We start from the raw sequence: 25,016 nt of genomic DNA on the forward strand, positions 1-25,016 counted from the left end.
CTAGCCGCGCGCGCCCGCGCCGTCGAGCGCCTGATACAGGAACAGGCGATAGCGATAGCGCTGCTGGGAGCGCATGTTGGCGGCGATGCGGCCGTGAAGATTATCGTCCCACCGGCTCCAGCGGGCGATGAAGGCGTCGGCCGCCGCGCTGTCGCCCCGGTCCTGGAGCGCCAGCACCTCGCGCAGCAGGCCGGTGACCGCTTCGCGATAGCGGCCATAGTCGATCGAGAGGCGCTGGCTCGCCGGATCGAAGCGCAGGACCCCATTTTCCAGGAACCAGTTCATCTGCATGAGCTGCATGGTCTGGTAGGGCTGCTCGCGGCGGGGCCGGACGTTCTGCAGCGTGCGGAAGATGCCGCTCGCATAATGGGAGCGCAGGCCCGCCTCGGTGAAGTAGCCGCGGCGCCTCAGCTCCTCGCCGGCGAACAGGGAGACAAGGTCGGCCTTCATCTCCTCAAGCAGATTGCCGTTCGCGCCGAGCGCGGCGTCCAGGTCGCGGCCGTCGGCGGTCCGGTCGACGCCGAGATAATGGCCGACCTCGTGCCAGAGCGTGCGGTGGAAGGTGCTGTCCGCAGTGAGGTCGGCCGCATGCCCAGGCGCCACGGCCGCCCGCCAGGCCGCATTGCCGGCGGAAAATATTTCCGGCGAGCGCATGATGTTGGCGCGCAGCAGGATGGTGCGGCCGTAGCGGCGCGCGTGCAGCGCGTCATTGGGCAGGATCGAGGCGGTGTTGCCGCCGCGGGACTGGCCGAAGTCGGCGATCACGTCATAGGCGCCGACCGGGATGTCCTCGCGGACCTTCTTGTGCCGGTCGTAGGGCAGGGCGTCCTCGACCGCCTGCAAGCCCTGCATGCCGCGCCGGATCGCCGCCGTCTCCTCCGCGCGGACCAGCAGCAGGCTCAGCGAATAGAAGGCGCGGGTGCCGTAGAGCTCGTCGTCATAGGTCTCATAGGCGCCGACCTGGACGTTGAGACGGCGGAAGCGCGCCGTCACCCAGGCGGCGTCGCCCGATTCGTAATCGTCGGAGAGCAGGTCCCGCGCGCGGTTGCGGAGATAGCCGGCCAGCTCCGCATCGCTGGGCTCCAGCAGGGCGGCCGCCTCGTTGAGCAGGCCGTGCGCCACCAGCATCTCGCGCGCATAGGCCACTGAATAGGGCACGGCGTAGAGCTGGCGCCGGTCCGGCCGCCGCGCCCGCTGCTCCAGGTTGGCGCGGAGGCCGGGGTGCAGAATATCGAGCACCGGATTGGCCCGCAGGGTCGCAAGGTCGGCCGACAGGCTCGCCGCATCCGCCCGGCGCACCACCGAAAGCGGGTTCATCAGCCCGGCCCGCGCGTCCGGATGGGCGGCGAGAAAGGCGTCCATCTCGGCCTTGGTCAGATCGGCCGGATAGACGTTCTTGCCCGGCGGCGCATCGGGGACGGCGAGAAAGGGCTCGCGGCGATTCTCCAGATTGGTCGCAATCGGCCCCTGGAAGAGGCGGTAGAGGGTCAGGTAGGCGGGGCGCAGCGCCGCCGGGGCCTGCGCGAGCAGCCGCCGGACGCGCGGCATGCCGGCATATCTCTGCTCCTCGTAGAGCCGCTGGAAGATCGCGCCCGCTTCGAGCAGCTTCGCGACCGCTTGCCGCTCCTGCGCGCCGAGCCGGGACAGATCGGGCGCGAGCGTGATTTCCTGGGTCTTGTCGAGGATCGCCTTCGCCTGCTCCGCGGAATAGGCCGCCGGCGCAGAAGCGGGCTGCGCGACGAGGGGCGGGATGGCGAGAAACGCCGCCAGCGGCAGCGCGAATCTGAGCTTCATGGACACGAACTCCTTGTGGCCCCGATCTGGCCTTTGCGCGTTCCATGCGTCAACAAGCGAGAATGAAGGTGCGCGGGGTAACCGGGAATTGATCAACCAATATGCCGCGCTGCCCTATCGGCTCGATGAGGAGGGGAAGCTCGAAATCCTGCTCATCACCTCGAAGGAACGCCGGCGCTGGGTGATCCCCAAGGGCAACCCGATTCCATCGATGATGAATTACGAGACCGCGGCGCGCGAGGCGTTCGAGGAGGCCGGCGTCGAAGGCGGCATCTCGCCCGAGGCGATCGGCAGCTATCGCTACATGAAACGCCGCCGCTCGGGCCTGGAGGTGCCGGCCCTCGTCACCGTCCACCCGATGCTCGTGACCCGTCAGGCGAAGAGCTGGCCGGAGCGTGGCGAGCGGCAGCTGCGCTGGTTTACGCCCGAGGCCGCGGCCGAGGCCGTGGAGGAGCCCGAGCTCAGCGTAATAATTCTGTCGCTAAACGGTCGCAAAGAGGCGCTCAATCCGCGTTCATCGCTCGTCGTGCTGGGCGTCAACCGATTCTCCTGGGGATACCGAATGCTGAAACTGGTCCGCAAGCTGATGCCGCGGGAGGACCGCTTCTTCGATATGTTCGAACGCCACGCCCAGATCCTGGTCGCCGGCGCCGACGCGCTCGAGAAGATGGTCTCCGGGTCGGAGCCGATCCCGGCCTCCTGCCAGGCGATCGAGACTCATGAAAATGCCGCCGACGACATCACCCGCGACGTGCTGGTCGCGGTCCGCCGCTCGTTCATCACGCCGTTCGACCGCAGCGCGATCACCGCGCTGACCTCGGCGATGGACAATGCGATCGACGAGATGTGGCAGACCGCCAAGGCGGTCACGCTCTACGAGGTGACGAGCTTCCAGCCGCAAATGGCGGAGATGGGGCGGGTCGGCAGCGAGGCGGCGAAGCTGGTCCTCGAAGGCGTGCCGCTGCTCCGCAACATCGGCAAGAATGCCGCGCGGCTGCACGAGATCACCGAGGCGATCGTCCATCTCGAGGGCAAGGCCGACGTGCTTCACGACCAGGGGCTCAGGGCCCTGATCGCCGGCGGCGCGAAGAAGGATCCGATGAACTTCATCGTCAATCGCGAGGTCTACCGGCATCTCGAGCGCGTGCTCGACGCGTTCGAGGACGTGGCCGACGAGATTTCCGGCATCGTAATCGATCACGCCTGATGGACGGCTACACCTTCGCGATCGTCGCCCTGATCGCAGTCGCGCTCGCCTTCGACTTCCTGAACGGCCTGCACGACGCCGCCAACTCGATCGCGACCGTGGTGTCGACGCGCGTGCTGAGCCCGCCGCTGGCGGTCTGCTGGGCCGCCTTCTTCAACTTCATCTCCTTCCTCTTCTTTGGCCTCGCCGTCGCGACCACGATCGGCAAGGGGATCATCCATCCCGACATCGTCACCCCCGCAGTGATCTTCGGTGCGCTGATGGGCGCGATCAGCTGGAACCTGCTGACCTGGTGGCTCGGCATCCCGTCGAGCAGCAGCCATGCTCTGGTCGGCGGCCTCGTCGGCGCCGGTGTGGCGGCCGCGGGCTTCAGCTCGATCGTCGCCTGGGGCGTGATCAAGACCGCTCTGTTCATCTTCCTCGCCCCGATCTTCGGCATGCTGATGGCGATCCTGCTCGTGATCATCACCTCCTGGCTGTTCAAGCCGGTGGCGGCGACCACCTCGGACCGCGTCTTCCGGCGCATGCAATTGCTCTCGGCCGCCGCCTATTCGCTCGGCCATGGTGCCAATGACGCGCAGAAGACGATGGGCATCATCATGGCCCTGCTCATCTCGCAGGGCCTGCTCGGCGCCCATGATCCCGTCCCCTTCTGGGTGGTGATCTCCTGCCAGCTGGCCATGGGTCTCGGCACCCTGATGGGCGGCTGGCGGATCGTCCACACGATGGGCTCCAAGATCACCCGGCTCACCCCGCACCAGGGCTTCTGCGCGGAGACGGGCGGCGCCTTCATGCTGTTCGGCGCGACCGCAGCAGGCATACCGGTCTCGACCACGCACACGATCACCGGCGCGATCATGGGGGTCGGCGCAGCGCGGCGCGCCTCGGCGGTGCGCTGGGGCGTCGCCGGAAACATCGTCGTCGCCTGGTTCCTGACCATCCCGGCCTCGGCCGCGATGGCCTGGGGCTTCTACGAGCTGACCGTTCTCTTCTAGGCCCTCAGCACTCCACCACGTTGACCGCCAGGCCGCCGAGGCTGGTCTCCTTGTAGCGCTCGTTCATGTCGAGCCCGGTCCTGCGCATCGTCTCGATCACCTGGTCGAGGCTGACCCGGTGCGAGCCGTCGCCGACCAGGGCCAGCCGCGACGCCTCGATCGCCTTGATCGCGCCGACCGCATTGCGCTCGATGCAAGGCACCTGGACCAGCCCGCCGACCGGATCGCAGGTCAGGCCGAGATTATGCTCCATGCCGATCTCGGCGGCATTCTCGACCTGCGCCGGCGTGCCGCCGAGCGCCGCCGTGAGCCCCGCGGCCGCCATCGAGCAGGCGACGCCGACCTCGCCCTGGCAGCCGACCTCGGCGCCGGAGATGGAGGCGTTCTCCTTGAACAGGGAGCCGATCGCCGCCGCGGTCAGCAGGAAGACATGCTCGCCCTCCTTGTCCGAATGGGGCGTGAAGCGCTGATAGTAACGCAGCACCGCCGGGACGATGCCCGCGGCGCCGTTGGTCGGCGCGGTGACGACCTTGCCGCCCGCCGCATTCTCCTCGTTCACCGCCAGCGCCCAGAGATTCACCCAGTCGATCACGGTGAGCGGGTCCTGCAGCGCCCGCTCGGCCCGCTCGGTGAGGAGCCGGTAGAGGTCCGGCGCCCGCCGCTTCACCTTGAGTCCGCCGGGCAGGATGCCGGCGGCGGCCATGCCGCGGTCGACGCAGGCCGACATCGCCGCCGAAATCGCGTCGAGCCGCGCGTCGATCTCCGCGTCCGGCAAGGCGGCGCGCTCATTGTCACGGGCGATCTCGGCGATGCTCAGCCCCTCGCGCGCGGCGATGGCCAGCAATTGCTCGCCGGAGCTGTAGGGCCAGCGCGCGTCCCAGCCGCCTTCGGGCGGGGCGTTGCGCGCCACCTCCGCTTCGTCGACGACGGCACCGCCGCCGACCGAATAGGAGACTGCGCTGTCGATCAGATCCCCGGCCGCATCATAGGCGCTGAAGCGCATGCCGTTCGAATGATGCGGCAGCCGCTCGCGCTGCAGGAAGCGCACGTCGTTCGGCTCGTCGAAGGCGATGTCGTGCGTTCCGCCCAGGCTGATCCGCCTGCTCTCCCGGATCCGCGCCACCGTCGCGTCGGCGGCATCGGGGTCGATCCGGTCCGGCCGCTCGCCGCTGAGGCCGAGCAGCACGGCCCGGTCGGTGGCGTGGCCCTTGCCGGTCAGCGCCAGCGAGCCGTAAAGGTCCGCCTGCACGCGGGCCGTCCGCTCCAGCAGGCCGCTTTGCCTTAGCCTCTCGACAAAGCGGCAGGCGGCGGTCATCGGACCCATGGTGTGCGAAGAGGAAGGGCCGACCCCGATCTTGAAGAGGTCGAAGACGCTGCAGACCAAGATGTTTCTCCCGGACCTGGATCGGTTCGTGCCCGTCCGGGCGCGAACCGTGAATCCCGGTCCCATCAAATGTGACCGGGCAGATGAGCCCGTTCGACCCGCATGACAAGGGTAAGCGGCCCTTTCGTCCTGCTCGACGATGCCCGGCCGGGCGGGAGCTCGCTCCTCTATACCGGGCTGCGCGAGGTCCTTCAGACGCGCGATCCCGCCGAGGTCCCCGACTGCCTCGCACGGCTGCGCGGCCGCAAGGCGGCGGGCTTCCTCGCCTACGAGGCCGGGCATGCGCTGGAGCCGAAGCTGGCGCCGCTGGCGCGGACGCCGGGGCCGGACGAGCCGCCCCTGCTCTGGTTCGGCACCTTCGCCGAGGAACGCAGGGGCGATGCCGCCGACATCCTGCCCGATCCGGCCGGCGCCTGGGCCGGGCCGGCGCGGCCCTTGATCAGCCGCGCCGAATATGAGGCGGCCCTGGCGGCAGTGAAGATCCATATCCTCGCCGGCGACATCTACCAGGCCAATCTCACCTTCGCCGCCGAGGTGCCCGTCGCGGGCCATCCGATCGCGCTCTATGCGGCCCTCCGCGCGCGTGCCGCCGCCGGCCATGGCGCGCTCGTCTATACCGGCGAGCACTGGCTGCTCAGCCTCTCGCCCGAGCTCTTCTTCACCCTGGAGAACGGCATTGTCACGACCCGGCCGATGAAGGGCACCGCCCCGGTCGATGCCGACCCGGAGGCGTTCCGCGCCGACCCGAAGCAGCGGGCCGAGAATCTGATGATCGTCGACCTGCTGCGCAACGACCTCTCCCGCGTCGCCCGCACGGGCAGCGTCAGGGTGCCGGCCCTGTTCGAGGTCGAGCCCTATCCGACCCTGCTCCAGCTGACCTCGACAGTGACGGCGGAGCTGGAAGAGGAGAAAGACGCGATTGACCTGCTGAACGCCATCTATCCCTGCGGCTCGATCACCGGGGCGCCCAAGATCAGGGCGATGCAGATCATCGACGCGCTGGAGGCGAGCCCGCGCGGCGCCTATTGCGGCGCGATCGGCAGGCTTGCGCCCGACGGCGCGGCGGCGTTCAATGTCGCGATCCGGACGCTGACGCTCCGGGCCGGGGCCGGAACGGCGCGGCTCGGTCTCGGTTCGGGCATCGTGACAGACAGCGAGGCGGGCGCGGAATGGCGCGAATGCCTCGTGAAGGGAAAGTTCGTGGAGACGCAAAGGCGGTTCGACCTCATCGAGACGATGCGCTTCGATCCGCATGAGGGGGTGGTAGAGCTCGACCGCCATCTCGCCCGGATGCGCGCCTCGGCGGACGCGCTCGATTTCCGCTTCGACCGGCACGAGGCGCGCAACGAGCTGCAGGCGGCGACCTTCCGTGCCGGGCCGAGCCGGGTCCGGCTGCTGCTGTCGAAAAGCGGCGCCTTCGCGATCGAGCTCAGGCCGCTGGCAGCGGAGCCCGAGGCGCCGGTGGAGGTGGCGCTGGCGCCGCTGCCCGTCGATCCGGACGATTTCCGCCTCCGCCACAAGACCAGCGACCGCGCCTTTTACGAGGAGGCTCGGGCGGCGGCGGGGACGTTCGAGGTGATCTTCCGCGACCGCGACGGCTTCCTGACCGAGGGCAGCTTCACCAGCCTCTTCGTCGCGCAGGGCGGCCGGCTCGTCACCCCGCCGCTCGCCCGCGGCCTGCTCCCCGGCGTGCTCCGCGCGAAGCTGCTCGACGAGGGCCGGGCGGTCGAGGGCGACCTGAAGCCGGCCGATCTCGCCGACGGCTTCTTCCTCGGCAATGCCGTGCGGGGGCTCGTTCCAGCGCGGTTAAGGTCCCGCCCCGCATAGGCCGCGCCATGCAGCTCGACAGACGGACCTTTCTCGCCTTCGGCGGCGCCGCGATGGTCGTCGGCGTGGCCGTGACCTATCCCGGCAGCGAACCCCCGGCCGACGCGGCCCCCCCGCCGCCGGGCCGCTTTCCCTACCGGCTCACGGACGCCCAGTGGCGAGCGCGGCTGACTAACATGCAATATCGCGTGCTCCGCCAGGGCGAGACCGAGCGCGCCGGCACCAGCCCGCTCGACCGGGAGCATCGGCGCGGCACCTTCCACTGCGCCGGCTGCAACAACCCGCTCTACTCTTCTGCGACCAAGTTCGAGAGCGGCACCGGCTGGCCGAGCTTCTGGCGACCCTTGCGCGGTGCGGTGGTGGAGCGGGCCGACAACAGCCTCGGCATGCGCCGCACCGAGATCCTCTGCGCGCGCTGCGGCGGCCATCTCGGCCACGTCTTCAACGACGGCCCGCGCCCGACCGGGCTGCGCTACTGCATGAACGGCGCGGCGATGGTGTTCCGCGCCGCCTAGGCGGCGATCGGAAACCTGAGCAGCCGGTCCTGCACCGGCACCAGGGCCTGCGCGCCCTCGCCCACTGCCCGCACGATTTCCGGATGATGGGCGTCGAGCCCGCCGGTCAGCGCGCCGAAGGCCGGCAGGATCAGCTTGCGCTCCGTGGCGACGAAGCAGCGCCGGGAGACGAGCCGGCCGCGCAGGTGCAGGCGCAGCTTCGGATGGAAATGGCCGGAAAGCTCGGGCCGCGCCTCGCCGGGGTGGGCTTCGTGGCGGAGCAGGAGGCCGTCCACCTCCGCCTCCTCGACGATCTCGCCGCCGCAATGGTCGGCAATGCCGGGATCGTGATTGCCCGTGATCCAGGTCCAGCGCGTGCTTTGGGTGAGCGCGGTCAGCAAGGCCCGCGCCTCCGCCGGCAGCCGGTCGCAGCCGGCGCTGTCGTGGAAGGAGTCGCCCAGGCACCAGATCTCCGCCGCATCCGTGGCGGCCGCGATGGCGGTGAGGTCGGCCAGCGTGGCGATGCTGTCATAGGGCGGCAGCATCTGCCCGCCCTTGGCGAACCAGCTCGCTTTCTCGAGATGCAGATCGGCGACGAGCAGGGCGCGGCGCGCCGGCCAGAAGAGCGCGCCCTGCGGCAGCGCCATCAGCTCGTGGCTGCAGAACGAAAAGCGAACCATACCCCGCTATAAAGCGGCGGCGCGGCCCGGTTCAAGCGGTCAGTTGGCGGAGACGCTCGTCTCGATGGGCGCGGGCGAAGCGGGGGCCGGCGCGGCCTGGCCCTGCGTGGTCCAGAAGAGCACGCCGCCCGCGACGAAGCCCTGGACGACCAGGGCGACAGGATGCTGGAGCTTCTTCAGGACGTTCACTTGGGTTCGCTTTCCATCTCTAGGCGCTTACGTTGGCGCGGGATCGGAGATGGCGTTCCATTCCTAAACAGCCGGTGAATCGGCGAGCGGAATCCCACGAAACGAACAGATTCTGCGACGAATAAAACCGGCGCCGGAACAAACCGGCGCCGGCTGAATCAGGCGTTCACCTGAGGTTTAGGCGGAGACGGCCTCGTCGGCCCTGTTCTCGGCCGGAGTCGGCGCTGCCTCGAGCTGCTCCGGAGCCTCGCCGCCGATCACGATCTTGCGGGGCTTCATCGCCTCCGGAATCTCGCGCTGCAGGCCGATGGTGAGCAGGCCGTCGGCAAGGTCGGCCTCGGTCACCCGCACGAAATCGGCCAGCTCGAACCGGCGCTCGAACGCGCGGTTGGCGATGCCCATGTGCAGATAGGAGCCGTCGCGACCGCGATCTTCGCTGCGGCGACCGGTGATCGTCAGCATGTTCTGGTGCGCGACGATCTCGATCTCCGACCGCTTGAAGCCGGCCACCGCGATCGTGATCCGGTAGCTGTCGTCGCTCAGCTTCTCGATGTCGAAGGGCGGGTAATTTTCCTGCTCGGCGCGGCTGGCGCTCTCCAGGAAGTCGAAGAGCCGGTCAAAGCCGACGGTCGAACGGCGGAAGGGGGTAAAGTCGTAACCACGCATGTTCATGTCCTCCATCGAGCAACATTGGACAGCGGGCCACCGGGACGGTCAACCCGCCGGATACAGGCCGGAACCCGAACTCAGGCGTTCCGACCGGAGGAATCTAGGACAGGCTTTTCGGCCTTCAAGTCCGGCAGGTTGGCGGTCACGATCCCGGCCAGCTCATCCATGCCGAACGGCTTGCGCAGCACCGGCGCGCCGGGACCGAGCGCGCCTTCGAGCTGGTCGGTCTCGGCGAAGCCGGTGACGAAGACGATGGCGAGCGAGGGGTAGAGCCGCCGCGCCGCGCAGGCCAGCTCGGCGCCGTTCATCCCGGGCATGGCGAAATCGACGAGCATCAGGTCCGGCGCCCCCTGCGCCAGCGCGCCGAGGGCCGCCTCGGCGCCGGGCAGCGCCTCGACCTCGTGGCCGAGGCTGACCAAGGCGTCGGCAAGGAATTCGCGCACGTCGCGGTCGTCGTCGACGACGAAGATGCGGGCGCCGCCCTCCGCGGCCGGCTCGGCCCGGCCCGGACCGGCACTCTCCATCTCGCCCTCCGCCGCCTCGGGCGCGCGGGGCAGCAGCAGCCGGACCAACGTGCCGACGCCCTCCTGGCTCTCGATCCGGAGCGCGCCGCCCGACTGGCGCACGATCCCGTAGACCTGGGCGAGGCCGAGCCCGGTGCCCTTGCCGAGCGGCTTGGTGGAGAAGAAGGGCTCGGTCGCGCGGGCGACCACCTCCGGGGCCATGCCGTGCCCGGTATCGCCGACGCAGACGCAGATATAGTCGCCCGGCGGCAGGTCCAGCCTTTCGTCCTCGCTGACCAGGCTGGTTGAGATGGTGAGCGTGCCGCCGTCCGGCATGGCGTCGCGGGCGTTGATCGCGAGGTTGAGGATCGCATTTTCGAGCTGGTTCTCGTCGCAGATCGCCCGGTCCACCTCCTCGCGTAATTCGGTGCGGACGGTGATCGCGCTGCCGATCGTGTGGCGCAGCATCAGCCGCATCGTCTCGATCACCCGGTTGACGCTGACCGGGGTCATGCGGATGCGCTGGATGCGCGAGAAGGTGAGCAGCTGGGAGGTCAGCTTCGCGCCCCGCCGCGCCGAATCGAGCCCGGCCTCGGCGACCTTCTTCAGCCGCGGCTCCTCGAGCGACTGGGCGATGATCTCCAGCCCGCCGATCACCGGGGTGAGCAGGTTGTTGAAATCGTGGGCGATGCCGCCGGTCAGCCGGCCGACCGCCTCCATCTTCTGCGCCTGGCGGAGCGCCTCCTCGGCCCGCTCGCGCTCGGCGACCTCCGCCTGCAGCCGGTCGAGCGCGGTGCGCAGGTCAGCGGTGCGTTCGGCGACCCGCGCCTCCAGCACCTCGGTGCCGAGCTTCCACTCGGTGAGGTCGTGGGCGACGCCGATGAAGCCGATATGCTCGCCCCCGGGGCCCCAGCGCGGCTGCGAGACCGAGCGCAGCCAGCGCCATTCGCCGTCGCCGCGGCGGAAGCGCGCCTCCAGCACGAAGGTCTCGAGGCTCGCCTCGCCCGCCGCCGATTCGGCGAGCACGCGCGCCTGGTCGTCGGGATGGATGATCGCGCGCCAGTCATAATCGACCGCCTGCTCGTAGCTGATCCCGAGAAAGTCGACATAGGCGCGGTTCACGAAGCCGCGCTTGCGGTCCAGCTTGGTGACCCAGATCGGCACCGGCGCGGAATCGGCGATCAGGCGGAAGCGCTCCTCGCTCTCGCGCAGCCTCTCCTCGGCCGAGGCGTCGCGGTTGACCGCGGTGACCGTGCCGAACACGCCGGCCGCGCTGCCGTCCTCGCCAAGCACGGGCGTGTAGGAGAAGGTGAGCCAGACCATCTCCTCGCGGCCGCCCCGCCGCAGCGTCCGCGGCTCGGACTCGAAGAACAGGGTCTCGCCGGCCAAAGCGCGGCGGGCATTGGGTTCGATGCGCGGCCAGGCGTCCGCCCAGATCTCGGCCGCCGGCCGCCCCTGGCAGGGGTGGCGGTCGCCGAGGATGTCGCCATAGGCGTCGTTGTAGAGCAGCAGGAAGTCCGGCCCCCAGCCGAGGAACATGGGCAGGGTCGAGCCCAGGACCATCGAGGCGGCGGTGCGCAGGGACTGCGGCCAGCCTTCGAAGGGCCCGAACGCCGTCTCCGACCAGTCCCGCACCCGTGACGGCGAGAAAGCGGGCCTGACGAGATTGGGCTGGGCAGGGACGCGGTCCATCGGGCGCCTTGATACACCTTGTGCAAACAAACCCGCCCCCGCCGGGAGTCTAGTCCCGGCGCGGCGGGAAAGGGAAGCCCTTAGCGCGCGGGCGCGGGCGCCGGCGCCGCGACGGCCTGGACCTGGCGCATGACGCGCAGCAAATTGCCCCCCATCACCTTGGCGATGTCGGCCTCGCTGAAGCCCTCGCGCCTGAGCCGCGCGCTGATCCGCGGCAGGGCGGTAATGTCCTCCATGCCGATCACGCCGCCGCCACCGTCCCAGTCGGCGCCGAGCCCGACATGGTCGACGCCCATCACCCTGATCGCATGCAGCAGGGCGCGCATGTAGAGGTCGAAATTCGCGGTCGTATAGGGGCGCAGCCGGTTCAGCGCGGCCGTGTCGGCGACCAGCTGTCGCCGCTCGGCGGGCGTCAGCTCCGCCCAGCGCCGGTGACGCTCGTTGATCCGGTCGCGCTCGTCCGAGCTGTCATGCTGGACCAGGAAGATCGAGTTCATGAACATGACGCCGCCCGCCGCCGCGACCCGGCGCATGCGCTCGTCGTCGAGGTTCCGGCGATGCTGGAAGATCGCCTTCGGCGCCGAATGGGAGAGCACGATCGGCGCGCGCGACAGGCGCAGCATGTCGTCCAGCGTCGCGTCGGAGCTGTGGCTGGCGTCGATGATGATGCCGAGCCGGTTCATTTCGGCCACCCAGCGCCGGCCGAGCGGGCTGAGCCCGTTCCAGCGCGCCTCGCCGGTCGCCGAATCGGCGAGCTGGTTGGTGCGGCTGTGCACCGGCCCCGCCATGCGCAGGCCGAGGCGGTGGAAGGTGGTCAGCAGGGTCAGGTCCTCGCCCAGCGGCCAGCCATTCTCCATCGAGAGGAAGGCGAAGCGCCGCCCGGCCCGCGCCGAGCGCTCCGCATCGTCGGCGGTCAGGGCGAGGTCCATGGCGGCGCGATTCTCGCCGATCACCCGGCGGATCGCGGCGGCGCGGACCAGGGCGCGGTCGCGGGCGTCGCGATAGCCCTCCTCGGTCAGCGGCCCCTGCGCCGTGTAGATGACGAAGAAGCCGCCATCCATGCCGCCCTCGCGCATCCGCGGCAGGTCCACCTGGGTGCCGTCCTCGGCATAGCGGTGGCGCGCGGCGAAGTCCCAGCGGCCGTCGTCGAAATGGTCGGCGATGTCGAGATGGGTGTCGATGACGATCAGCCGCTCGTGCGCCGCGCGCTCGCGGCCGGTGAGCCGGGGCTGGGCCTGCGGGGCGCGCTGGGCGGCGATCGGGCTGGCGAGCATCAGCGCCACGAGGGGGAGGGAGAGTATGCGCATGGCCCCGTTCTGGCGCCAGCGCCGCCCTCAGGTCAATGCGTTACGCCGTTCCGGCCGTCCCGCGCAGGGCCTCCGCCCTGCGCCTCAGGGCCTCGGCGGAATGCTCGGTAACGCGCTCCATGAGTGCCGCCTGCAGCTCGCCGAGCGAGCCCTGCTCGGCGCCGCAATCGTTGCAGAGCACGGTGCCGTCCTCCGCCCCGCCCGCCGGCAGGCTGTAATTGGCGCTGCCGCAGATTTCGCAATTGATCTCGACGCTCACGTCCATGGCCCGGCCATAGGCACAGCGCCCCGTCTCCGCAATGTGGACGGGCCTTTTCGCTTGTGATAGCGCTGGCTTTGCTGAGGAAATTGGGGACGGATTCGGCGTGGCAAGACCATTTTGGCTCAAACTGTTCGGCCCGAACGGCCCGACGACTTTCGCCGAGTTCCGCGCCGCGCTGATGAATGCGCCGATCGGCCAGGCGCTGGGCGACGGCCAGGTCCTGACCAACATCCGCGCCCTGCTGAACCTGCCGGCGGGGGTCGAGCGGCCCACGCACGACACGCCCCGCGATCCCAGCATCCGCGAGCAGTTCCTGCTGAACCTGACGCCGCTGCCTGACCCCGGCGGCCACGGCGACTCCGGGGCGTCGGCCGAGGGCATCGCCGCGCCCACCGCACCCGGCCCGGAAAATGCCGCGGAGAATCTCGCCGGCGAGGATGGCGGCCGGTCGGCCAGCCTCTTCCTGAACGGCATCGTCTCGGCCAATTCCATGGCCGGCGGGGCGCTGTCGCCCTTCGCCCGCCTCGACACGTCCGGACCCTTCATGCTGCTCGGCGACATGCAGAGCGGGCTGGTCATCGACACCCGCAACAAGTCACTGATGCAGGGCGGCCCGGGCGATTATGCCTTGCTTGGCGCTGGCCCGAACGATGTGGTCGAGCTGAACGGCGACTATTCGGCCGGCTTCGAAATCGCCGTGCCGGCGCTGGCCGAGCAGATCGTCGCCCGCGGAGGCAATGACTACAACCTGATCGCGGGCGACGGCAGCGTGGCGGCCGGCGGCGCGCTCATCGTCAACGCGATGCCGCTCGGCGGCGCCAACCACATGATCTTCGATGGCAGCGCCGAATCGGACGGCCGCTTCCTCTTCTACGGCAGCGAGTCGGGCGACGTCTTCCTCGGCGGCGCCGGCAACGACCTGCTCTACGGCCTCGGCGGCGCCGACCTGCTGAGCGGCGGCGGCGGCCGTGACACCTTCGCTTATCATGACGCGGCCCAGAGCTCGGGCGCCGATTATGACATCCTCGCCGACTTCGATCCGACCGCGGACCGGATCGATCTCGAAGTCTCCGTGGGCGGCTTCGACGCTGCGATTCAGGGCGGCGCGCTGTCCTCGGGCAGCTTCGCGGCCGATCTGTCCGCCGCTTTGTCCGGGCTCGGCGCGGGCCGGGCCGTGCTCTATGCGCCCGATGCCGGGGACCTGGCCGGCAATGTCTTCCTGGTCGTCGATGCGAACGGCATCGCCGGCTATCAGGAGGGCGAGGATTATGTCTTCGCGCTGGCCGGCGCGACGCTCGACGACCTTTCCGGGCAGACCGGCTTCTTCATCTAGTCCACGCGCATCGCGAGCTCGGCGAGGCTCTCCGCCTCGATCAGCAGCGCGTCGTCGGTCGTCCCCTGCGCGGTGCGCTCGCGGCCGATGATCACCAGCACCGGCACCGCCATGGGCGAGACCCGGTCCAGCGCGACATGCACCATCGTCCCCTGCGCGCGGTCGAGCAGGCTGGCGAGCCGGCCGACATCGGTCATCTTCATTCGTGCATCGGCCCAGGCGGCCTTCAGCAGCAGATGGTCGGGCTCGTAGCGGCGCAGCACGTCGTAGATGAGGTCGGTCGAGAAGCTGACCTGCTTGCCGGTCTTGCGCTTGCCCGGATGGTGGCGCTCGACCAGGCCGCCGATCACCGCCACCTCCCGGAAGGCGCGGCGAAGCAGATGCGAGCCCTCGACCCAGTCGACGAACTCCTTCTCCAGTATGTCGCGGGAGAAGAGCGCGGCCGGGTCGGCGATCGGCTCCAGCCCGTAGCAGGCGAGCGCATAATCGTTGGAGACGAAGCCGAGCGGCTTCAGGCCCGCATTCTCCATCCGCTTGGTGATCAGCATGCCGAGCGACTGGTGCGCGTTCCAGCCCTCGAAACTGTAGGCGACCATGTAATGGACCCGGTCGTGCGGGAAGGTCTCGACCAGCAATTGCTCCGGCGCCGGGACGACGGAGCGATAATCCTGCACCCGCAGCCATTCGCGCACCGCGTCCGGGAAGCGCGGCCATTGCTCGCGGTCGTGGAGGAAGGTCCGCACCCGGTCGGCAAGGTTGGCCGAGATCGCGATGCGCGCGCCCATATAGGTCGGGATGCGCGCCGATTTGGACGTCGCCTTGACGATCAGGTCGACGCCGTCGATCCGCTCGACCTCAAGCACCAGCCCGGAGAAATAGAAGGTGTCGCCCGGGCTCAGAGTCTCGGCGAAATTGTCCTCGACCGTGCCGAGCAGCCGCCCCCCCTTGAAGCGGACATAATAAAGCGGCGCGTCGACGATGATGCCGGCGTTCATCCGGTGCTGCTGGATGAAGCGCGGATGGGAGACCCGCCAGAACGCCCCGTCCTGCGTCAGCCGGCGGAACTTGTCATAGGCCCTCAGCGCATAGCCGCCGCTCTCGATGAAGCTCAGCACCTGGCGGAAAAGCTCCGCCGAGAGCCCCGCATAAGGCGCGGCGCCGCGCACCTCCGCCAGCAGCTCCGCCTCGCGGAACGGGCCGGCGCAGGCCACCGCCATGATATGCTGGGCGAGGACATCGAGCGCGCCGGGGCGAAAGGTCTCGGCGTCGAGCGCCCCTTCCTCGACCGCGTCGATCGCCGCCCGCGCCTCCAGATATTCGAAGCGGTTGCCGGGGACGAGAATCGCCTCCGAGGGCTCGTCGAGCCGGTGATTGGCCCGCCCGATCCGCTGCATCAGCCGCGAGCTGCCCTTGGGCGCCCCCATCTGGATGACGAGATCGACATCGCCCCAGTCGACGCCGAGATCGAGGCTGGCGGTGCAGACCAGGGCGCGCAACTTGCCCGAGGCCACCGCCGCCTCGACCTTGCGCCGCGCCTCCAGCGCGAGGCTGCCGTGATGGATGCCGATCGGCAGCTGCTGCTCGTTGACCATCCAGAGGTCCTGGAAGATCAGTTCCGCGAGGCTGCGCGTGTTGCAGAAGATCAAAGTGGTCCGGTGTCGCTCGATCTCGCGCATCACGTTCTGCGCCGCCCAGCGTCCGCTATGCCCGGCCCAGGGGATGGTCTCGTCCTCGGGCAGCATGATCGCGACCCTGGGCTCCGCGCCGGGATCGCCGCGGACCAGCGCCACCTCCTCCGCATCGCCATGCGCCGCCAGCCAGCCCTGGAAGGCCTCCGGGTCGGCGACGGTGGCGGAGAGGCCAACGCGGCGCAGTCCCGGTGCGAGCGCCTGCAGCCGGGCGAGCGACAACGCCAGCAGGTCGCCGCGCTTGCCCGTGGCGAAGGCGTGAATCTCGTCCACCACCACCGTCTTCAGCCCCTGGAAGAGCAGCAGGCTGTCCTCATGGCTGAGCAGCAGCGACAGGCTCTCCGGCGTGGTCAGCAATATCTGCGGCGGCCGCACCCGCTGCCGCGCCTTGCGCTCGGCCGGCGTGTCCCCGGTCCGGGTCTCCACCCTGATCGGCAGGTCCATCTCCGCGACCGGGGTCAGCAGATTGCGCTGCACGTCCACGGCCAGCGCCTTGAGCGGCGAGATGTAGAGCGTGTGCAGCCCGTCGGTCGGCTGCTCGACCAGCTCGGCCAGCGTCGGCAGGAAGCCCGCCAGCGTCTTCCCCGCCCCGGTCGGCGCCACGAGGAGCGCGCTCCGCCCCGCCCGTGCGGCATCCAGCATTTCCAGCTGGTGCCGCCGCGGCGCCCAGCCTTTCCCGGCGAACCAGGCGGCGATCGGGGCGGGCAGGCTGGGTGTCATCCACCCCCTCTAGCCGCCTCAGCTCTCGGCGTCGTCAGTCCCGGCGCGCCCCCTGCGCTCTTCTTCGTCATAGACGCGCCGCGTCCCGGCCTCGGTAACCTCGTCCGGCGTCCGGGCCCTGCGGTTTCGAATCACCGCCCAGGCGAGCACGATGGCGAGCAGGAGGGGCCCGCCGATGATGAGCAGCTTCCAGCCCCATTGACCGATGTCCATTGGCTCCAACTCCTCGGCAGGGGCAGCTTGGCCACCCTTCATTGTGCGCCCATATAAAGAGCCATGGCCCGTCTCGGTTCCTGGATAACGCCCCGTCCGGAGGGCATTTACGTGAAGCCGGCCGATGCCTGGATCGATCCCTCGCAGCCCAGGGCGGTCGCGCTCGTCACCCACGGCCATGCCGATCATGCCCGCGGCGGCCACGCCAGGGTGTTCGCGACGCCCGAGACGCTGGCGATCATGGATTGCCGCTATGGCCCGCAACCCGGGGCGGCGGTCGCCTATGGCGAGACCATCCGCCTGGGCGAGGTCGACGTGAGCTTCGTCCCCGCCGGCCATGTCCTCGGCTCCGCCCAGATCGTGCTCGAACATGCCGGCGAGAAGATCGTCGTCTCGGGCGACTACAAGCGCCGGCCGGATCCGACCTGCGCGCCCTTCGAGCCCGTACCCTGCGACATCTTCATCACGGAGGCGACCTTCGGCCTGCCCGTCTTCCGCCATCCCGCGACCAGCGGCGAGATCGACCGGCTGCTGCAGCGGCTGCACGACAATCCGGAGCGCTGCATCCTCGTCGGCGCCTATGCGCTCGGCAAGGCGCAGCGCCTGATCATGGAGCTGCGCGGCCGCGGCCATCACCACCCGATCTACATTCACGGCGCGCTGCAGCGCCTTTGCGAGCTCTACGAGGAATGGGGCGTGCCGCTCGGCGAGCTCCGCCCCGCCACCGGCGTCGCGAAGGACGAATTGCGGGGCCATATCGTCCTCGCCCCGCCCGGCCAGCTCAACGACCGCTGGTCGCGCCGCCTGCCCGATCCGATCACCGCCATGGCGTCAGGCTGGATGCGCGTCCGCCAGCGCGCCCGCCAGCAGCTGGTCGAGATGCCCCTGATCGTCTCCGACCATGCCGACTGGGACGAGCTCACCATGACAATCCGCGAGCTCGCCCCGCGCGAGGTCTGGATCACCCATGGCCGGGAGGAAGCGCTCAAGCATTGGTGCATGACCCGCCAGATCAAGGCCCGCGAGCTGAACCTGGTCGGCTATGAGGATGAGGACGACTAGGCTCTAGCGCGTGAGCCAGATCGCCAGCAGCAGGCCGGCGATCACCAGGATTCCCCAGCGCACCTGCCGCTCCAGTTTCTCATCCTCGTAGCGGGTGAGGATGAAGGCGCTGGTCGGCATCAGCACGAGCAGGAGGCCGAGCGCCACCGCCAGCCCCGCCCAGGTGCCGCCGAGCACGCTCGCCACCACGGCCAGCAGGATCCAGCAGAGGCAGAAGGTCAGGGGCTCGAGGCGGAGCTTCGACATCAATGCGCCGCCTGCGGGCCGCGCTCGACGCCGGAAAGGGCGAGCTGCGCGTCGATCTGGGCGACGAGCCGGTCGAGGCCGGCCTGGTCCTTCGCCTCGGCGCGGGCGACGAGCACGTCCTGCGTGTTCGAGGCGCGCAGCAGCCACCAGCCGTCCGCCGTGTTGACGCGGGCGCCGTCCGTGCGGTCGACCTCCGCGCCGTCCGCCGCCAGCCGGTCGAGCACCTCGTCGACGACCGCGAACTTGCGGCTCTCGTCGACCTGGAAGCGCATTTCGGGCGTGTTCACGACGTCCGGCATAGCCGAACGCAAAGCGGTGAGCGAGCCGCCGAGCTGGGTCACCGCCCGGATCAGCCGCACGGCGGCGTACAGGGCATCGTCGAAGCCGTAATAATCATGCGCGAAGAAGATATGACCGCTCATTTCGCCGGCGAGCGGCGCTCCGGTCTCCTTCATCTTCGACTTGATCAGGCTGTGCCCGGTCTTCCACATCAGGGGCCGGCCGCCGAGGTCGGCGATCCGGTCGTAGAGCGTCTGGCTCGCCTTGACGTCGGCGATGATCGTCGCGCCCGGCACGTCGCGCAGCACCGGTTCGGCGAGGATGGCGAGCAGCTGGTCGCCCCAGACCACGCGGCCCTCGCCGTCCACCGCGCCGATCCGGTCGCCGTCGCCGTCGAAGGCGATGCCGAAGTCCAGCCCCTTCTCCGCGACCAGGGCCTTGAGGTCGGCCAGATTGGCCTCCTCGGTCGGGTCCGGATGGTGGTTGGGGAAGCGGCTGTCGACATTGGTGTAGATGGCGTGATGCTCGCCCGGCAGCCTGGCGATGAGCTGCTCCAGCGCCGGCCCGGCCGCGCCGTTGCCGGCATCCCAGCCGATCCGGTAGGCGCCGCCATCGAAATTCTGCACCAGCCGCTCGACGTAGCGGTCGATCACAACCTCGTCGGAGACATGACCTTCGCCGGTCTCCCAGTCGCCGGCTGCGGCCATGACGCCGAGATTCTTGATGTCCGCCCCGAAGAAGGCGCGGCCGAAACAGACCATCTTGAAGCCGTTATAATCGGCCGGATTGTGGCTGCCGGTGATCATGATGCCGCCGGCCACGTCCAGCTCGGCCTCGGCATAATAGAGCATCGGCGTCGGCCCGAGCCCGATCCGCACCACGTCCACGCCGCTTTCGGTGAGCCCGCGGACCAGGGCGCCCTGCATCTCCGGCGAGCTCGCCCGCCCGTCGCGCCCGACCGCGATCTTCGCGCCGCCCGCGCGCCGGATCAGGGTGCCGAAGCTCCGTCCGACCGCATAGGCGTCGTCGGGCCCGAGGGTTTTCCCGACCACGCCCCTGATGTCATATTCGCGCAGGCTCGTCGGGTTGAACTGGTGACTCACGAGATACTCCGTTCAGGACCGGCGCTTGAGCTCGGCCAGCAAGGTGTCGCGCGCGGCGTTGACCCGGGTCGCGAGACCCGCCGAGCCGCCCGCATCGGGATGGACGCGGGCGATCATCCGCCGGTGCGCCGCCCTGACCTCGTCCGCGGTCGCGCCGACATGCAGGTTCAGCAATTCGCGCGCCTCGCTCGGCCGCATCCGCGCGCCGGAGACGATGCCGCGCCGCCACAGGCTGTAGATCATGCCCGCGATGACGAGCGCGATGACCAGTTTGAGGATGAAGCCCATCTCGGTCCTCAGCCCGCCATAGCCGCGGCCCGCCGGGCGACGCCCGGCTCCGGCAAAGCAAGGCCCGCGATCATCTCCCTCAGCTCCTGCCGGGCCGCGATATGGGCGAGGCCGACCTCGCCGATCGCCTGCAGGTCGAGCAGGGTCAGGCCCTTGGGGAAGAGCTCGCGATAGATGACGCGCTCGCCGAGCCCCGGGATGATCCGGAAGCCGACCCGGCGCGACAATTCGTTCATCGCCTCGCCGACGCGGCGCATGTTGCGCGCCTCGATATGCTGCATGCGGTTCCGGAGCACAACCCAGTCGACGCTCGCGCCGTGCGTCTTGGCGCGCTGGGTGCGGCTGTTCCAGACCAGCTCCGCATAGAAGCTCGGCCGGCGCACCCGATAGGTCTCCGCATCCACCTCGCCGATCAGGTCGAGGTCGACGAAGCTGTCGTTGATCGGCGTCACCAAAGTGTCGGCGCGGACGATCGCCTCGCGCGCATGGGAATCGTCGCGGCCCGGCGTATCGATGATCACGAAATCCGCATCCTCGCTCGCCCGCTCGAGTGCCGCCTCCAGGCTCTCGCCCTTCGCCGGATCGAACGTGTCGTGCGCGGGCATGGGCAATTCCAGCCCGAGCCGCCGCACCGTCGCCAGCCTGTTGTCCAGATAGCGGCCGAACGTGCGCTGCCTGGTGTCGAGATCGAGCGCCGCCACTCTCTTGCCCTGCGCGGCGAGGGCGACGGCGGCATGGACCGCGGTGGTGGATTTGCCGGTGCCGCCTTTCTCGTTCGCGAAGGTGATGACGTGCGGCGCGCTGCCAGCCATGAAAGCTTAACCTCGGATACTTGATTTCATCGCCCGCGAGCCGCTAGGGCCCGCCTTCCTCCAAATCCTCTATCGGAGCCCTTGAGGCGGTGCAAATCATCCGTGACGCCGACGCGCTGAGGCGCGAGATCGACGCCCTGAAGGCGGATGGCGGCAGCATCGCCTTCGTCCCGACCATGGGCGCGCTCCATGACGGCCATCTCGCCTTGGTCGCCGAGGCCAGGCTGCGCGCGGACCATGTCGTCGCCTCGATCTTCGTCAACCCGACCCAGTTCGGCGCCAATGAGGATCTGTCGGTCTACCCGCGGCGCGAGGCGGCGGACGCGGCTTTGCTCGACGCGGCGGGCGTCGCCATCCTCTGGGCGCCGGACGTCGAGACCATGTATCCGGACGGGCCCGCGGCGACGATCCGCGCCGGCGCGGCCGCGCAGGGGCTGGACGGCGACTCCCGCCCAGGCCATTTCGACGGCGTCGCTACAATCGTCGCCCGGCTGTTCGACCAGGTGCGGCCCGACGTCGCCCTGTTCGGCGAGAAGGATTATCAGCAGCTCGCCGTCATCCGCGAGCTGGTCCGGGGGCGCTCCATCCCCGTCGAGATCGTCGGCGTTCCTACCCAGCGCGACGCCGACGGCCTCGCTCTCTCCTCGCGCAACGCCTATCTCTCGGAGGAGGAGCGCACCGCCGCCCGCACCCTGCCGCGCGCACTGGGCGAGGCCGCGGCCGCGATCGAGGCCGGCGGCGACGTCGCCGAAGCGCTCGAGAAAGCCCGCGCCCGGCTCGAGGGCGCCGGCTTCGACCCGATCGACTATGTCGCCCTGCACGATGCCGAGACGCTGGCGCCGATGAATGTGCTCGACCGCCCGGCCCGCCTGCTCGCCGCCGCCCGCATGGGCCGCACCCGGCTGATCGACAACCTGCCGGTCAATCCCGCGTAAACATGCTCAAGGCCGCGTTAACCATTTATTGACCGTGGCTGCGCGACACATGCCCCGGAAATGGATCGAGGGGGCGAATTATGGCGAACAGCCTGAAAGCCGGGATGTTCCTGATCGAAAGCCGGATGGCCGATGCGGCCATGGGGGACGTCGAGGCGCTCTACGAGCTGGGCGTCGCTTATTCGACGGGCACGGGCGGGGTCGAGATCGACTTCATCGAGGCGCACAAATGGTTCAACCTCGCCGCGCTCAACGGCAATGTGCAGGCCCAGGAGTGCCGCGCCGACATCGCCGAGGACATGACCGCCCGCGAGATCGCCGAAGCCCAGCGCCAGGCCCGCGCCTGGCTCGCCGACATCGCTGAACGCCGCCACGCAGCCTGAGCCCTTCCTCCCTTATTGCGTCGCCGGCTGCGTCCTCGCCGGCGCCCCGTCCCGATAGCGCGCGAACCACGCCAGGATCGCCCCCGCCTTCGCCCCGCTCTGCGAGGGCCGCGAGGCGATGCCGCCATGGCTTGCGCCGGGCACCTTCACCAGCGCCGTCGGGACGCCGCGCAGCTGCAGCGCCGTATAATATTGCTCGGATTCGCTGACCGGGGTTCGGTAATCCTCGCTGCCGACCACCACCAGAGTCGGCGTCTGCACGTTGCCGACCAGCGACAAGGGCGAGCGGTTCCAGAAGGCCTGCGGATCTTCCCAGGGATAGCGGCCGAACCAGTAGCGCGAGAAGACCGCGGGACCGTCCGCGGTCAGCACGAAGCTCGCCCAGTCGATCACCGGCTTCTGCGTCGCCGCGGCGCGGAAGCGGTTGGTCTTGCCGACGATCCAGGCGGTGAGCACGCCGCCGCCCGAGCCGCCGGTGACGAAGAGCCGCTCCGGATCGGCGAAGCCCTGCGCGATCGCCGCGTCCACCACGCTCATCAGATCGTCATAATCCTGCCCGGGATAGGCATGGTGGATGAGGTTAGCGAACTCGGCGCCATAGGAGGTCGAGCCGCGCGGATTGGCCGAGAGCACGACATAGCCCGCCGCCGCATAGAGCTGGTTGTCGGTCGAGAAATGCGGGCCGTAGGCGGCGAAGGGCCCGCCATGGATCTCCAGGATCAACGGATAACGCTGCCCCGCCACATAATTGGGCGGCAAGGTCAGCCAGGCGTCGATCGGCCTTTGGTCGACCGAGGAGGCCACCCGGATGTGCCGCACCTCGCCGAGCCTTTTGTTGTCGAGCAGCTCTGCATTGAGCCGGGTCAGCGCCCGGCGCTGGCCGCCGCGGACCAGCACCACGTCCGGCGGCCGGGTTGCGCTGCCGCCCGTCAGGGCGATCGCGCCGTCCCGCGCCACGCTGAACCGGCCGCCCGTATAGGGCCGGTCGAAATCCGCGCCCGCCATCCCCTCGGCGACGGTGCGGATCGAGCCGTCCAGGCCGACGCGCGCGATCCTCGGCATGCCGTGCTCGTCATACTGGACGAAGATGGAACGGCTGTCCGCGGCCCAGACCGGGGTCCCCACCGCCCGGTCGAGCCCGCCGGTCAGCGCCCGCTTGTTCGAGCCGTCCGGGTTCATCACGTAGAGGACATTGTTCTCGTAGCTGCGCCGCGCGGCATCGTCATAGCCGGTATAGGCGACCAGCCGGCCGTCCGGCGACACGACCGGCTCGGCGTCGGGGCCATCGCGGTCGGTCAGCGCGGTGATCCGGTTGGAGGCGATGTCGAGCGCATAGACTTCGGTGTTGAACCCGTCCCGCTCCCAGCCCGGCGAGCGGTTGCCGCTGAACAGCAAGGTCCGCCCGTCCGGCGTCCAGCTGAGCGGCCCGCCATTATTGTACGGCCCGTAGGAGAGCTGACGCGGCGCCCCGCCCTCGGAGGAGACAAGGAAGAGCTGGTCATAGCCGGCGTGCAGATAGCCCTGGCCGTCGGCCCGGTAGGTGACCGCGGTGATCACCTGCAGCGGCTCGGCCCACTGGGCCCCCTCGGGCCGCGCCTGCGCCGGGCCCAGCCTTTGCCCCTCGTCGGGCACGAACATCGAATAGGCGAGCTGCCGCCCGTCCGGCGACCAGGCGATCCCGCTCGGCGCGAAGCCGAGGCCGGTGATCGGCACCGCCTCGCCCGACTGCATCCAGCGGACGTAGAGCTGCGGACGCCCGCCATCGGCCGCGGCGATGTAGGCGAGCCGGTCCCCGCTCGGCGACCAGCGCGGCTGCGAGGCATCGCGCGCGAGCGGCATCTGCCGTCCGGTCGCCGTGTCGACCAGCCAGATCGAGCGGCGGAAGCGGTCGGTCATGATGTCGCCGGAGCGCCGCGTATAGGCGATCCAGCGCCCGTCCGGGCTGATCTGCGGATCGTCCGCGGCCTCGAGGTCGAACAGGTCGCGCGCTGTAAACAGCCGCTCCGGCCCCGAGGGCGGCACGGCCGGTGCGGCGCCCGTCCAGAGAAGAATGACCGCCAGCCCCGCCAGAACCTTCCGCATGACTCGCCCCTCGCCGTTCAGCTTGTGGCGCGGATCATAGGGGCTGGCGGGACGTGGACAAGCGATGGTTCGACGAAGGGCCGGGGGGCGCGATCGTGCTCCGGCGAAGGCCGGAGCGTTGCGCGAGCGGACGCTGCATTTTCACCCAACGCTCCGGCCTTCGCCGGAGCACATCCTGGGTCGCTACGCTCCTGAGCCCGGCTCGACTAGTGTAAGCCGGGGACGCACGCCCGGAACGCAGGCCCACACGGTTTAACTGCTCCGTCAAAATCTCACTATTGCTTGGTGGTGCAGCAATCGAGCCTCGGCTAGAATCGGGCGGTAATTGACGGGCGGGCAACCATGCAGCGCTATCAGGCGATCTTCAAATACGCCGTCCTCGTCAACGTCGCGCTTGCCCTCTATGTGACGGCACGCGGTGCTTACGTCATCTGGGATCACCACGAAGCTTTGGAACAATGGGCGCGATGGCTTGCATCCGATCGTGGAGAATTTGGATTCGATCACCTGGTACAGCCTAGAAACCACATCCTGGTATTTGCCTGGGTGTTGATTGTGGATGCCGTCATTCTGGCGGCGGCGACTATCTACGGTGTCTGGCGCAACGGCCGCTGGGCCGACTGGGCCCGAATTTTCGCCTTTCTGGCGATCTGGTTCGTGGCCTGGTTGGAAGGCCTCGGCGTGCTGGCCTTCATCTTTGATATCGTTCCCTCCTGGGACTGGCACACGACTTGGGCGGCCCTCAAGGCGCTTGCCGTTCCGGTATTCGCCTGCATCTGGCTGGTCTATAATATCGTCTATCGCGCCCACCGGACCGACGCCGACGCTCCAACCGTCAGCGCCCAGCCGTAGAGCTTGCCGCCCGCCGT

At 69.4% G+C, this 25,016-nt stretch carries 24 protein-coding genes; 9 read left to right on the plus strand and 15 right to left on the minus strand.

Translation table 11 applies throughout. The features are described 5' to 3' along the window. Positions 1-1,794, minus strand: a complete 1,794-nt coding sequence (locus tag VEC11_RS17880) for a hypothetical protein (protein ID WP_464135476.1) — start codon at positions 1,792-1,794, stop codon at positions 1-3. Between the two features lie 88 nt (positions 1,795-1,882). On the opposite strand from VEC11_RS17880, the gene VEC11_RS17885 reads away from it, so the two are divergent. After that, the gene (locus tag VEC11_RS17885; RefSeq protein ID WP_464135478.1) at positions 1,883-3,001 is read left to right on the plus strand and encodes a DUF47 family protein; all 1,119 of its coding nucleotides are present in this window, start codon (positions 1,883-1,885) and stop codon (positions 2,999-3,001) included. Beyond that, a complete protein-coding gene (locus VEC11_RS17890; RefSeq protein ID WP_464135481.1) occupies positions 3,001-3,996 on the plus strand; it encodes an anion permease in 996 nt (331 codons plus the stop codon). The genes VEC11_RS17885 and VEC11_RS17890 overlap by 1 nt, the downstream gene beginning before the upstream one ends. A 4-nt stretch (positions 3,997-4,000) precedes the next feature. Here VEC11_RS17890 and VEC11_RS17895 read toward each other — a convergent pair whose 3' ends face one another. Next, positions 4,001-5,380: an L-serine ammonia-lyase gene (locus VEC11_RS17895; protein WP_464135484.1), complete on the minus strand. Its 1,380-nt coding sequence runs from the start codon at positions 5,378-5,380 to the stop codon at positions 4,001-4,003. 102 nt (positions 5,381-5,482) lie between these two features. Between VEC11_RS17895 and pabB the strand changes: the two genes are divergently transcribed. Both pabB and msrB read left to right on the plus strand, forming a co-directional pair. Continuing rightward, a complete protein-coding gene (gene pabB / locus VEC11_RS17900) occupies positions 5,483-7,207 on the plus strand; it encodes an aminodeoxychorismate synthase component I (protein WP_464135486.1) in 1,725 nt (574 codons plus the stop codon). Between the two features lie 8 nt (positions 7,208-7,215). Further along, a complete protein-coding gene (gene msrB / locus VEC11_RS17905; protein WP_464135488.1) occupies positions 7,216-7,722 on the plus strand; it encodes a peptide-methionine (R)-S-oxide reductase MsrB in 507 nt (168 codons plus the stop codon). On the opposite strand, the gene pdeM is transcribed toward msrB, so the two are convergent. From pdeM to VEC11_RS17935, 6 genes are all read right to left on the minus strand, one after another. Beyond that, positions 7,719-8,381: a ligase-associated DNA damage response endonuclease PdeM gene (pdeM, locus tag VEC11_RS17910; RefSeq protein WP_464135490.1), complete on the minus strand. Its 663-nt coding sequence runs from the start codon at positions 8,379-8,381 to the stop codon at positions 7,719-7,721. The genes msrB and pdeM overlap by 4 nt on opposite strands. A gap of 39 nt (positions 8,382-8,420) precedes the next feature. Beyond that, positions 8,421-8,570, minus strand: coding sequence for a hypothetical protein (locus VEC11_RS17915; protein ID WP_464135493.1), 150 nt, complete (start codon positions 8,568-8,570; stop codon positions 8,421-8,423). 177 nt (positions 8,571-8,747) lie between these two features. Then, positions 8,748-9,236: an Hsp20 family protein gene (locus tag VEC11_RS17920; protein ID WP_464135584.1), complete on the minus strand. Its 489-nt coding sequence runs from the start codon at positions 9,234-9,236 to the stop codon at positions 8,748-8,750. An 80-nt stretch (positions 9,237-9,316) separates the two neighbouring features. Continuing rightward, positions 9,317-11,434 carry a PAS domain S-box protein gene (locus tag VEC11_RS17925; protein ID WP_464135496.1) on the minus strand — a complete coding sequence of 706 codons (2,118 nt, stop codon included), beginning with the start codon at positions 11,432-11,434 and terminating at the stop codon, positions 9,317-9,319. An 80-nt stretch (positions 11,435-11,514) separates the two neighbouring features. Continuing rightward, positions 11,515-12,741 carry a dipeptidase gene (locus tag VEC11_RS17930; RefSeq protein ID WP_464135499.1) on the minus strand — a complete coding sequence of 409 codons (1,227 nt, stop codon included), beginning with the start codon at positions 12,739-12,741 and terminating at the stop codon, positions 11,515-11,517. A gap of 40 nt (positions 12,742-12,781) precedes the next feature. Further along, on the minus strand, positions 12,782-13,006 hold the full coding sequence (locus VEC11_RS17935; RefSeq protein WP_464135502.1) for a hypothetical protein: 225 nt from the start codon (positions 13,004-13,006) through the stop codon (positions 12,782-12,784). A 100-nt stretch (positions 13,007-13,106) separates the two neighbouring features. Here VEC11_RS17935 and VEC11_RS17940 point away from each other — a divergent pair, with 100 nt between their 5' ends. Beyond that, the gene (locus VEC11_RS17940; protein WP_464135506.1) at positions 13,107-14,336 is read left to right on the plus strand and encodes a M10 family metallopeptidase C-terminal domain-containing protein; all 1,230 of its coding nucleotides are present in this window, start codon (positions 13,107-13,109) and stop codon (positions 14,334-14,336) included. Here the strand turns inward: VEC11_RS17940 and VEC11_RS17945 are convergent. Together VEC11_RS17945 and VEC11_RS17950 are read right to left on the minus strand one after the other, a co-directional pair. Continuing rightward, on the minus strand, positions 14,333-16,744 hold the full coding sequence (locus VEC11_RS17945; RefSeq protein WP_464135510.1) for a ligase-associated DNA damage response DEXH box helicase: 2,412 nt from the start codon (positions 16,742-16,744) through the stop codon (positions 14,333-14,335). The genes VEC11_RS17940 and VEC11_RS17945 overlap by 4 nt on opposite strands. An 18-nt stretch (positions 16,745-16,762) precedes the next feature. Next, entirely contained in the window at positions 16,763-16,957 is a 195-nt protein-coding gene (locus tag VEC11_RS17950; protein WP_464135514.1) for a hypothetical protein, read from the minus strand. Between the two features lie 63 nt (positions 16,958-17,020). Between VEC11_RS17950 and VEC11_RS17955 the strand changes: the two genes are divergently transcribed. Further along, entirely contained in the window at positions 17,021-18,019 is a 999-nt protein-coding gene (locus VEC11_RS17955) for a ligase-associated DNA damage response exonuclease (protein ID WP_464135516.1), read from the plus strand. 3 nt (positions 18,020-18,022) lie between these two features. On the opposite strand, the gene VEC11_RS17960 is transcribed toward VEC11_RS17955, so the two are convergent. From VEC11_RS17960 to VEC11_RS17975, 4 genes are read right to left on the minus strand one after another with little or no spacing between them, the layout of a single operon-like run. Then, positions 18,023-18,265 (minus strand): hypothetical protein, encoded by a 243-nt coding sequence (locus VEC11_RS17960; RefSeq protein ID WP_464135518.1) that lies wholly within the window; start codon positions 18,263-18,265, stop codon positions 18,023-18,025. Beyond that, entirely contained in the window at positions 18,265-19,647 is a 1,383-nt protein-coding gene (pgmG, locus tag VEC11_RS17965; RefSeq protein ID WP_464135520.1) for a phosphoglucomutase/phosphomannomutase PgmG, read from the minus strand. Before pgmG ends, VEC11_RS17960 begins: the two co-directional genes overlap by 1 nt. A 12-nt stretch (positions 19,648-19,659) precedes the next feature. Beyond that, complete coding sequence (locus VEC11_RS17970) at positions 19,660-19,935, minus strand: J domain-containing protein (protein WP_464135523.1); 276 nt, start codon at positions 19,933-19,935, stop codon at positions 19,660-19,662. 8 nt (positions 19,936-19,943) lie between these two features. Further along, the gene (locus VEC11_RS17975; RefSeq protein ID WP_464135525.1) at positions 19,944-20,747 is read right to left on the minus strand and encodes a division plane positioning ATPase MipZ; all 804 of its coding nucleotides are present in this window, start codon (positions 20,745-20,747) and stop codon (positions 19,944-19,946) included. Positions 20,748-20,836: 89 nt separating this feature from the next. On the opposite strand from VEC11_RS17975, the gene panC reads away from it, so the two are divergent. Both panC and VEC11_RS17985 read left to right on the plus strand, forming a co-directional pair. Further along, positions 20,837-21,682, plus strand: a complete 846-nt coding sequence (panC, locus tag VEC11_RS17980; RefSeq protein ID WP_464135528.1) for a pantoate--beta-alanine ligase — start codon at positions 20,837-20,839, stop codon at positions 21,680-21,682. An 80-nt stretch (positions 21,683-21,762) separates the two neighbouring features. Beyond that, positions 21,763-22,065, plus strand: coding sequence for a hypothetical protein (locus tag VEC11_RS17985; protein WP_464135530.1), 303 nt, complete (start codon positions 21,763-21,765; stop codon positions 22,063-22,065). A gap of 12 nt (positions 22,066-22,077) precedes the next feature. Here VEC11_RS17985 and VEC11_RS17990 read toward each other — a convergent pair whose 3' ends face one another. Next, positions 22,078-24,147, minus strand: coding sequence for a S9 family peptidase (locus tag VEC11_RS17990; RefSeq protein ID WP_464135533.1), 2,070 nt, complete (start codon positions 24,145-24,147; stop codon positions 22,078-22,080). 342 nt (positions 24,148-24,489) lie between these two features. On the opposite strand from VEC11_RS17990, the gene VEC11_RS17995 reads away from it, so the two are divergent. Continuing rightward, positions 24,490-24,999, plus strand: a complete 510-nt coding sequence (locus VEC11_RS17995) for a hypothetical protein (protein ID WP_464135535.1) — start codon at positions 24,490-24,492, stop codon at positions 24,997-24,999. Positions 25,000-25,016: the final 17 nt, after the last annotated feature.

Origin of the sequence: Allosphingosinicella sp. (assembly GCF_035626655.1) — a bacterium.
In the GTDB taxonomy this organism is placed as follows: Bacteria; Pseudomonadota; Alphaproteobacteria; order Sphingomonadales; family Sphingomonadaceae; genus Allosphingosinicella.

Coding starts and splice junctions, on each gene's coding strand:
- msrB (WP_464135488.1), top strand. CDS start 7,216: ATGCAGCTCGACAGACGGACCTTTCTCGCCTTCGGCGGCGCCGCGATG.
- VEC11_RS17930 (WP_464135499.1), bottom strand. CDS start 12,741: ATGCGCATACTCTCCCTCCCCCTCGTGGCGCTGATGCTCGCCAGCCCG.
- VEC11_RS17960 (WP_464135518.1), bottom strand. CDS start 18,265: ATGTCGAAGCTCCGCCTCGAGCCCCTGACCTTCTGCCTCTGCTGGATC.
- VEC11_RS17925 (WP_464135496.1), bottom strand. CDS start 11,434: ATGGACCGCGTCCCTGCCCAGCCCAATCTCGTCAGGCCCGCTTTCTCG.
- pdeM (WP_464135490.1), bottom strand. CDS start 8,381: ATGGTTCGCTTTTCGTTCTGCAGCCACGAGCTGATGGCGCTGCCGCAG.
- VEC11_RS17945 (WP_464135510.1), bottom strand. CDS start 16,744: ATGACACCCAGCCTGCCCGCCCCGATCGCCGCCTGGTTCGCCGGGAAA.
- VEC11_RS17970 (WP_464135523.1), bottom strand. CDS start 19,935: ATGGGCTTCATCCTCAAACTGGTCATCGCGCTCGTCATCGCGGGCATG.
- VEC11_RS17985 (WP_464135530.1), top strand. CDS start 21,763: ATGGCGAACAGCCTGAAAGCCGGGATGTTCCTGATCGAAAGCCGGATG.
- VEC11_RS17995 (WP_464135535.1), top strand. CDS start 24,490: ATGCAGCGCTATCAGGCGATCTTCAAATACGCCGTCCTCGTCAACGTC.
- VEC11_RS17920 (WP_464135584.1), bottom strand. CDS start 9,236: ATGCGTGGTTACGACTTTACCCCCTTCCGCCGTTCGACCGTCGGCTTT.
- VEC11_RS17990 (WP_464135533.1), bottom strand. CDS start 24,147: ATGCGGAAGGTTCTGGCGGGGCTGGCGGTCATTCTTCTCTGGACGGGC.
- VEC11_RS17880 (WP_464135476.1), bottom strand. CDS start 1,794: ATGAAGCTCAGATTCGCGCTGCCGCTGGCGGCGTTTCTCGCCATCCCG.
- VEC11_RS17890 (WP_464135481.1), top strand. CDS start 3,001: ATGGACGGCTACACCTTCGCGATCGTCGCCCTGATCGCAGTCGCGCTC.
- VEC11_RS17950 (WP_464135514.1), bottom strand. CDS start 16,957: ATGGACATCGGTCAATGGGGCTGGAAGCTGCTCATCATCGGCGGGCCC.
- VEC11_RS17955 (WP_464135516.1), top strand. CDS start 17,021: ATGGCCCGTCTCGGTTCCTGGATAACGCCCCGTCCGGAGGGCATTTAC.
- VEC11_RS17975 (WP_464135525.1), bottom strand. CDS start 20,747: ATGGCTGGCAGCGCGCCGCACGTCATCACCTTCGCGAACGAGAAAGGC.
- VEC11_RS17935 (WP_464135502.1), bottom strand. CDS start 13,006: ATGGACGTGAGCGTCGAGATCAATTGCGAAATCTGCGGCAGCGCCAAT.
- pabB (WP_464135486.1), top strand. CDS start 5,483: ATGACAAGGGTAAGCGGCCCTTTCGTCCTGCTCGACGATGCCCGGCCG.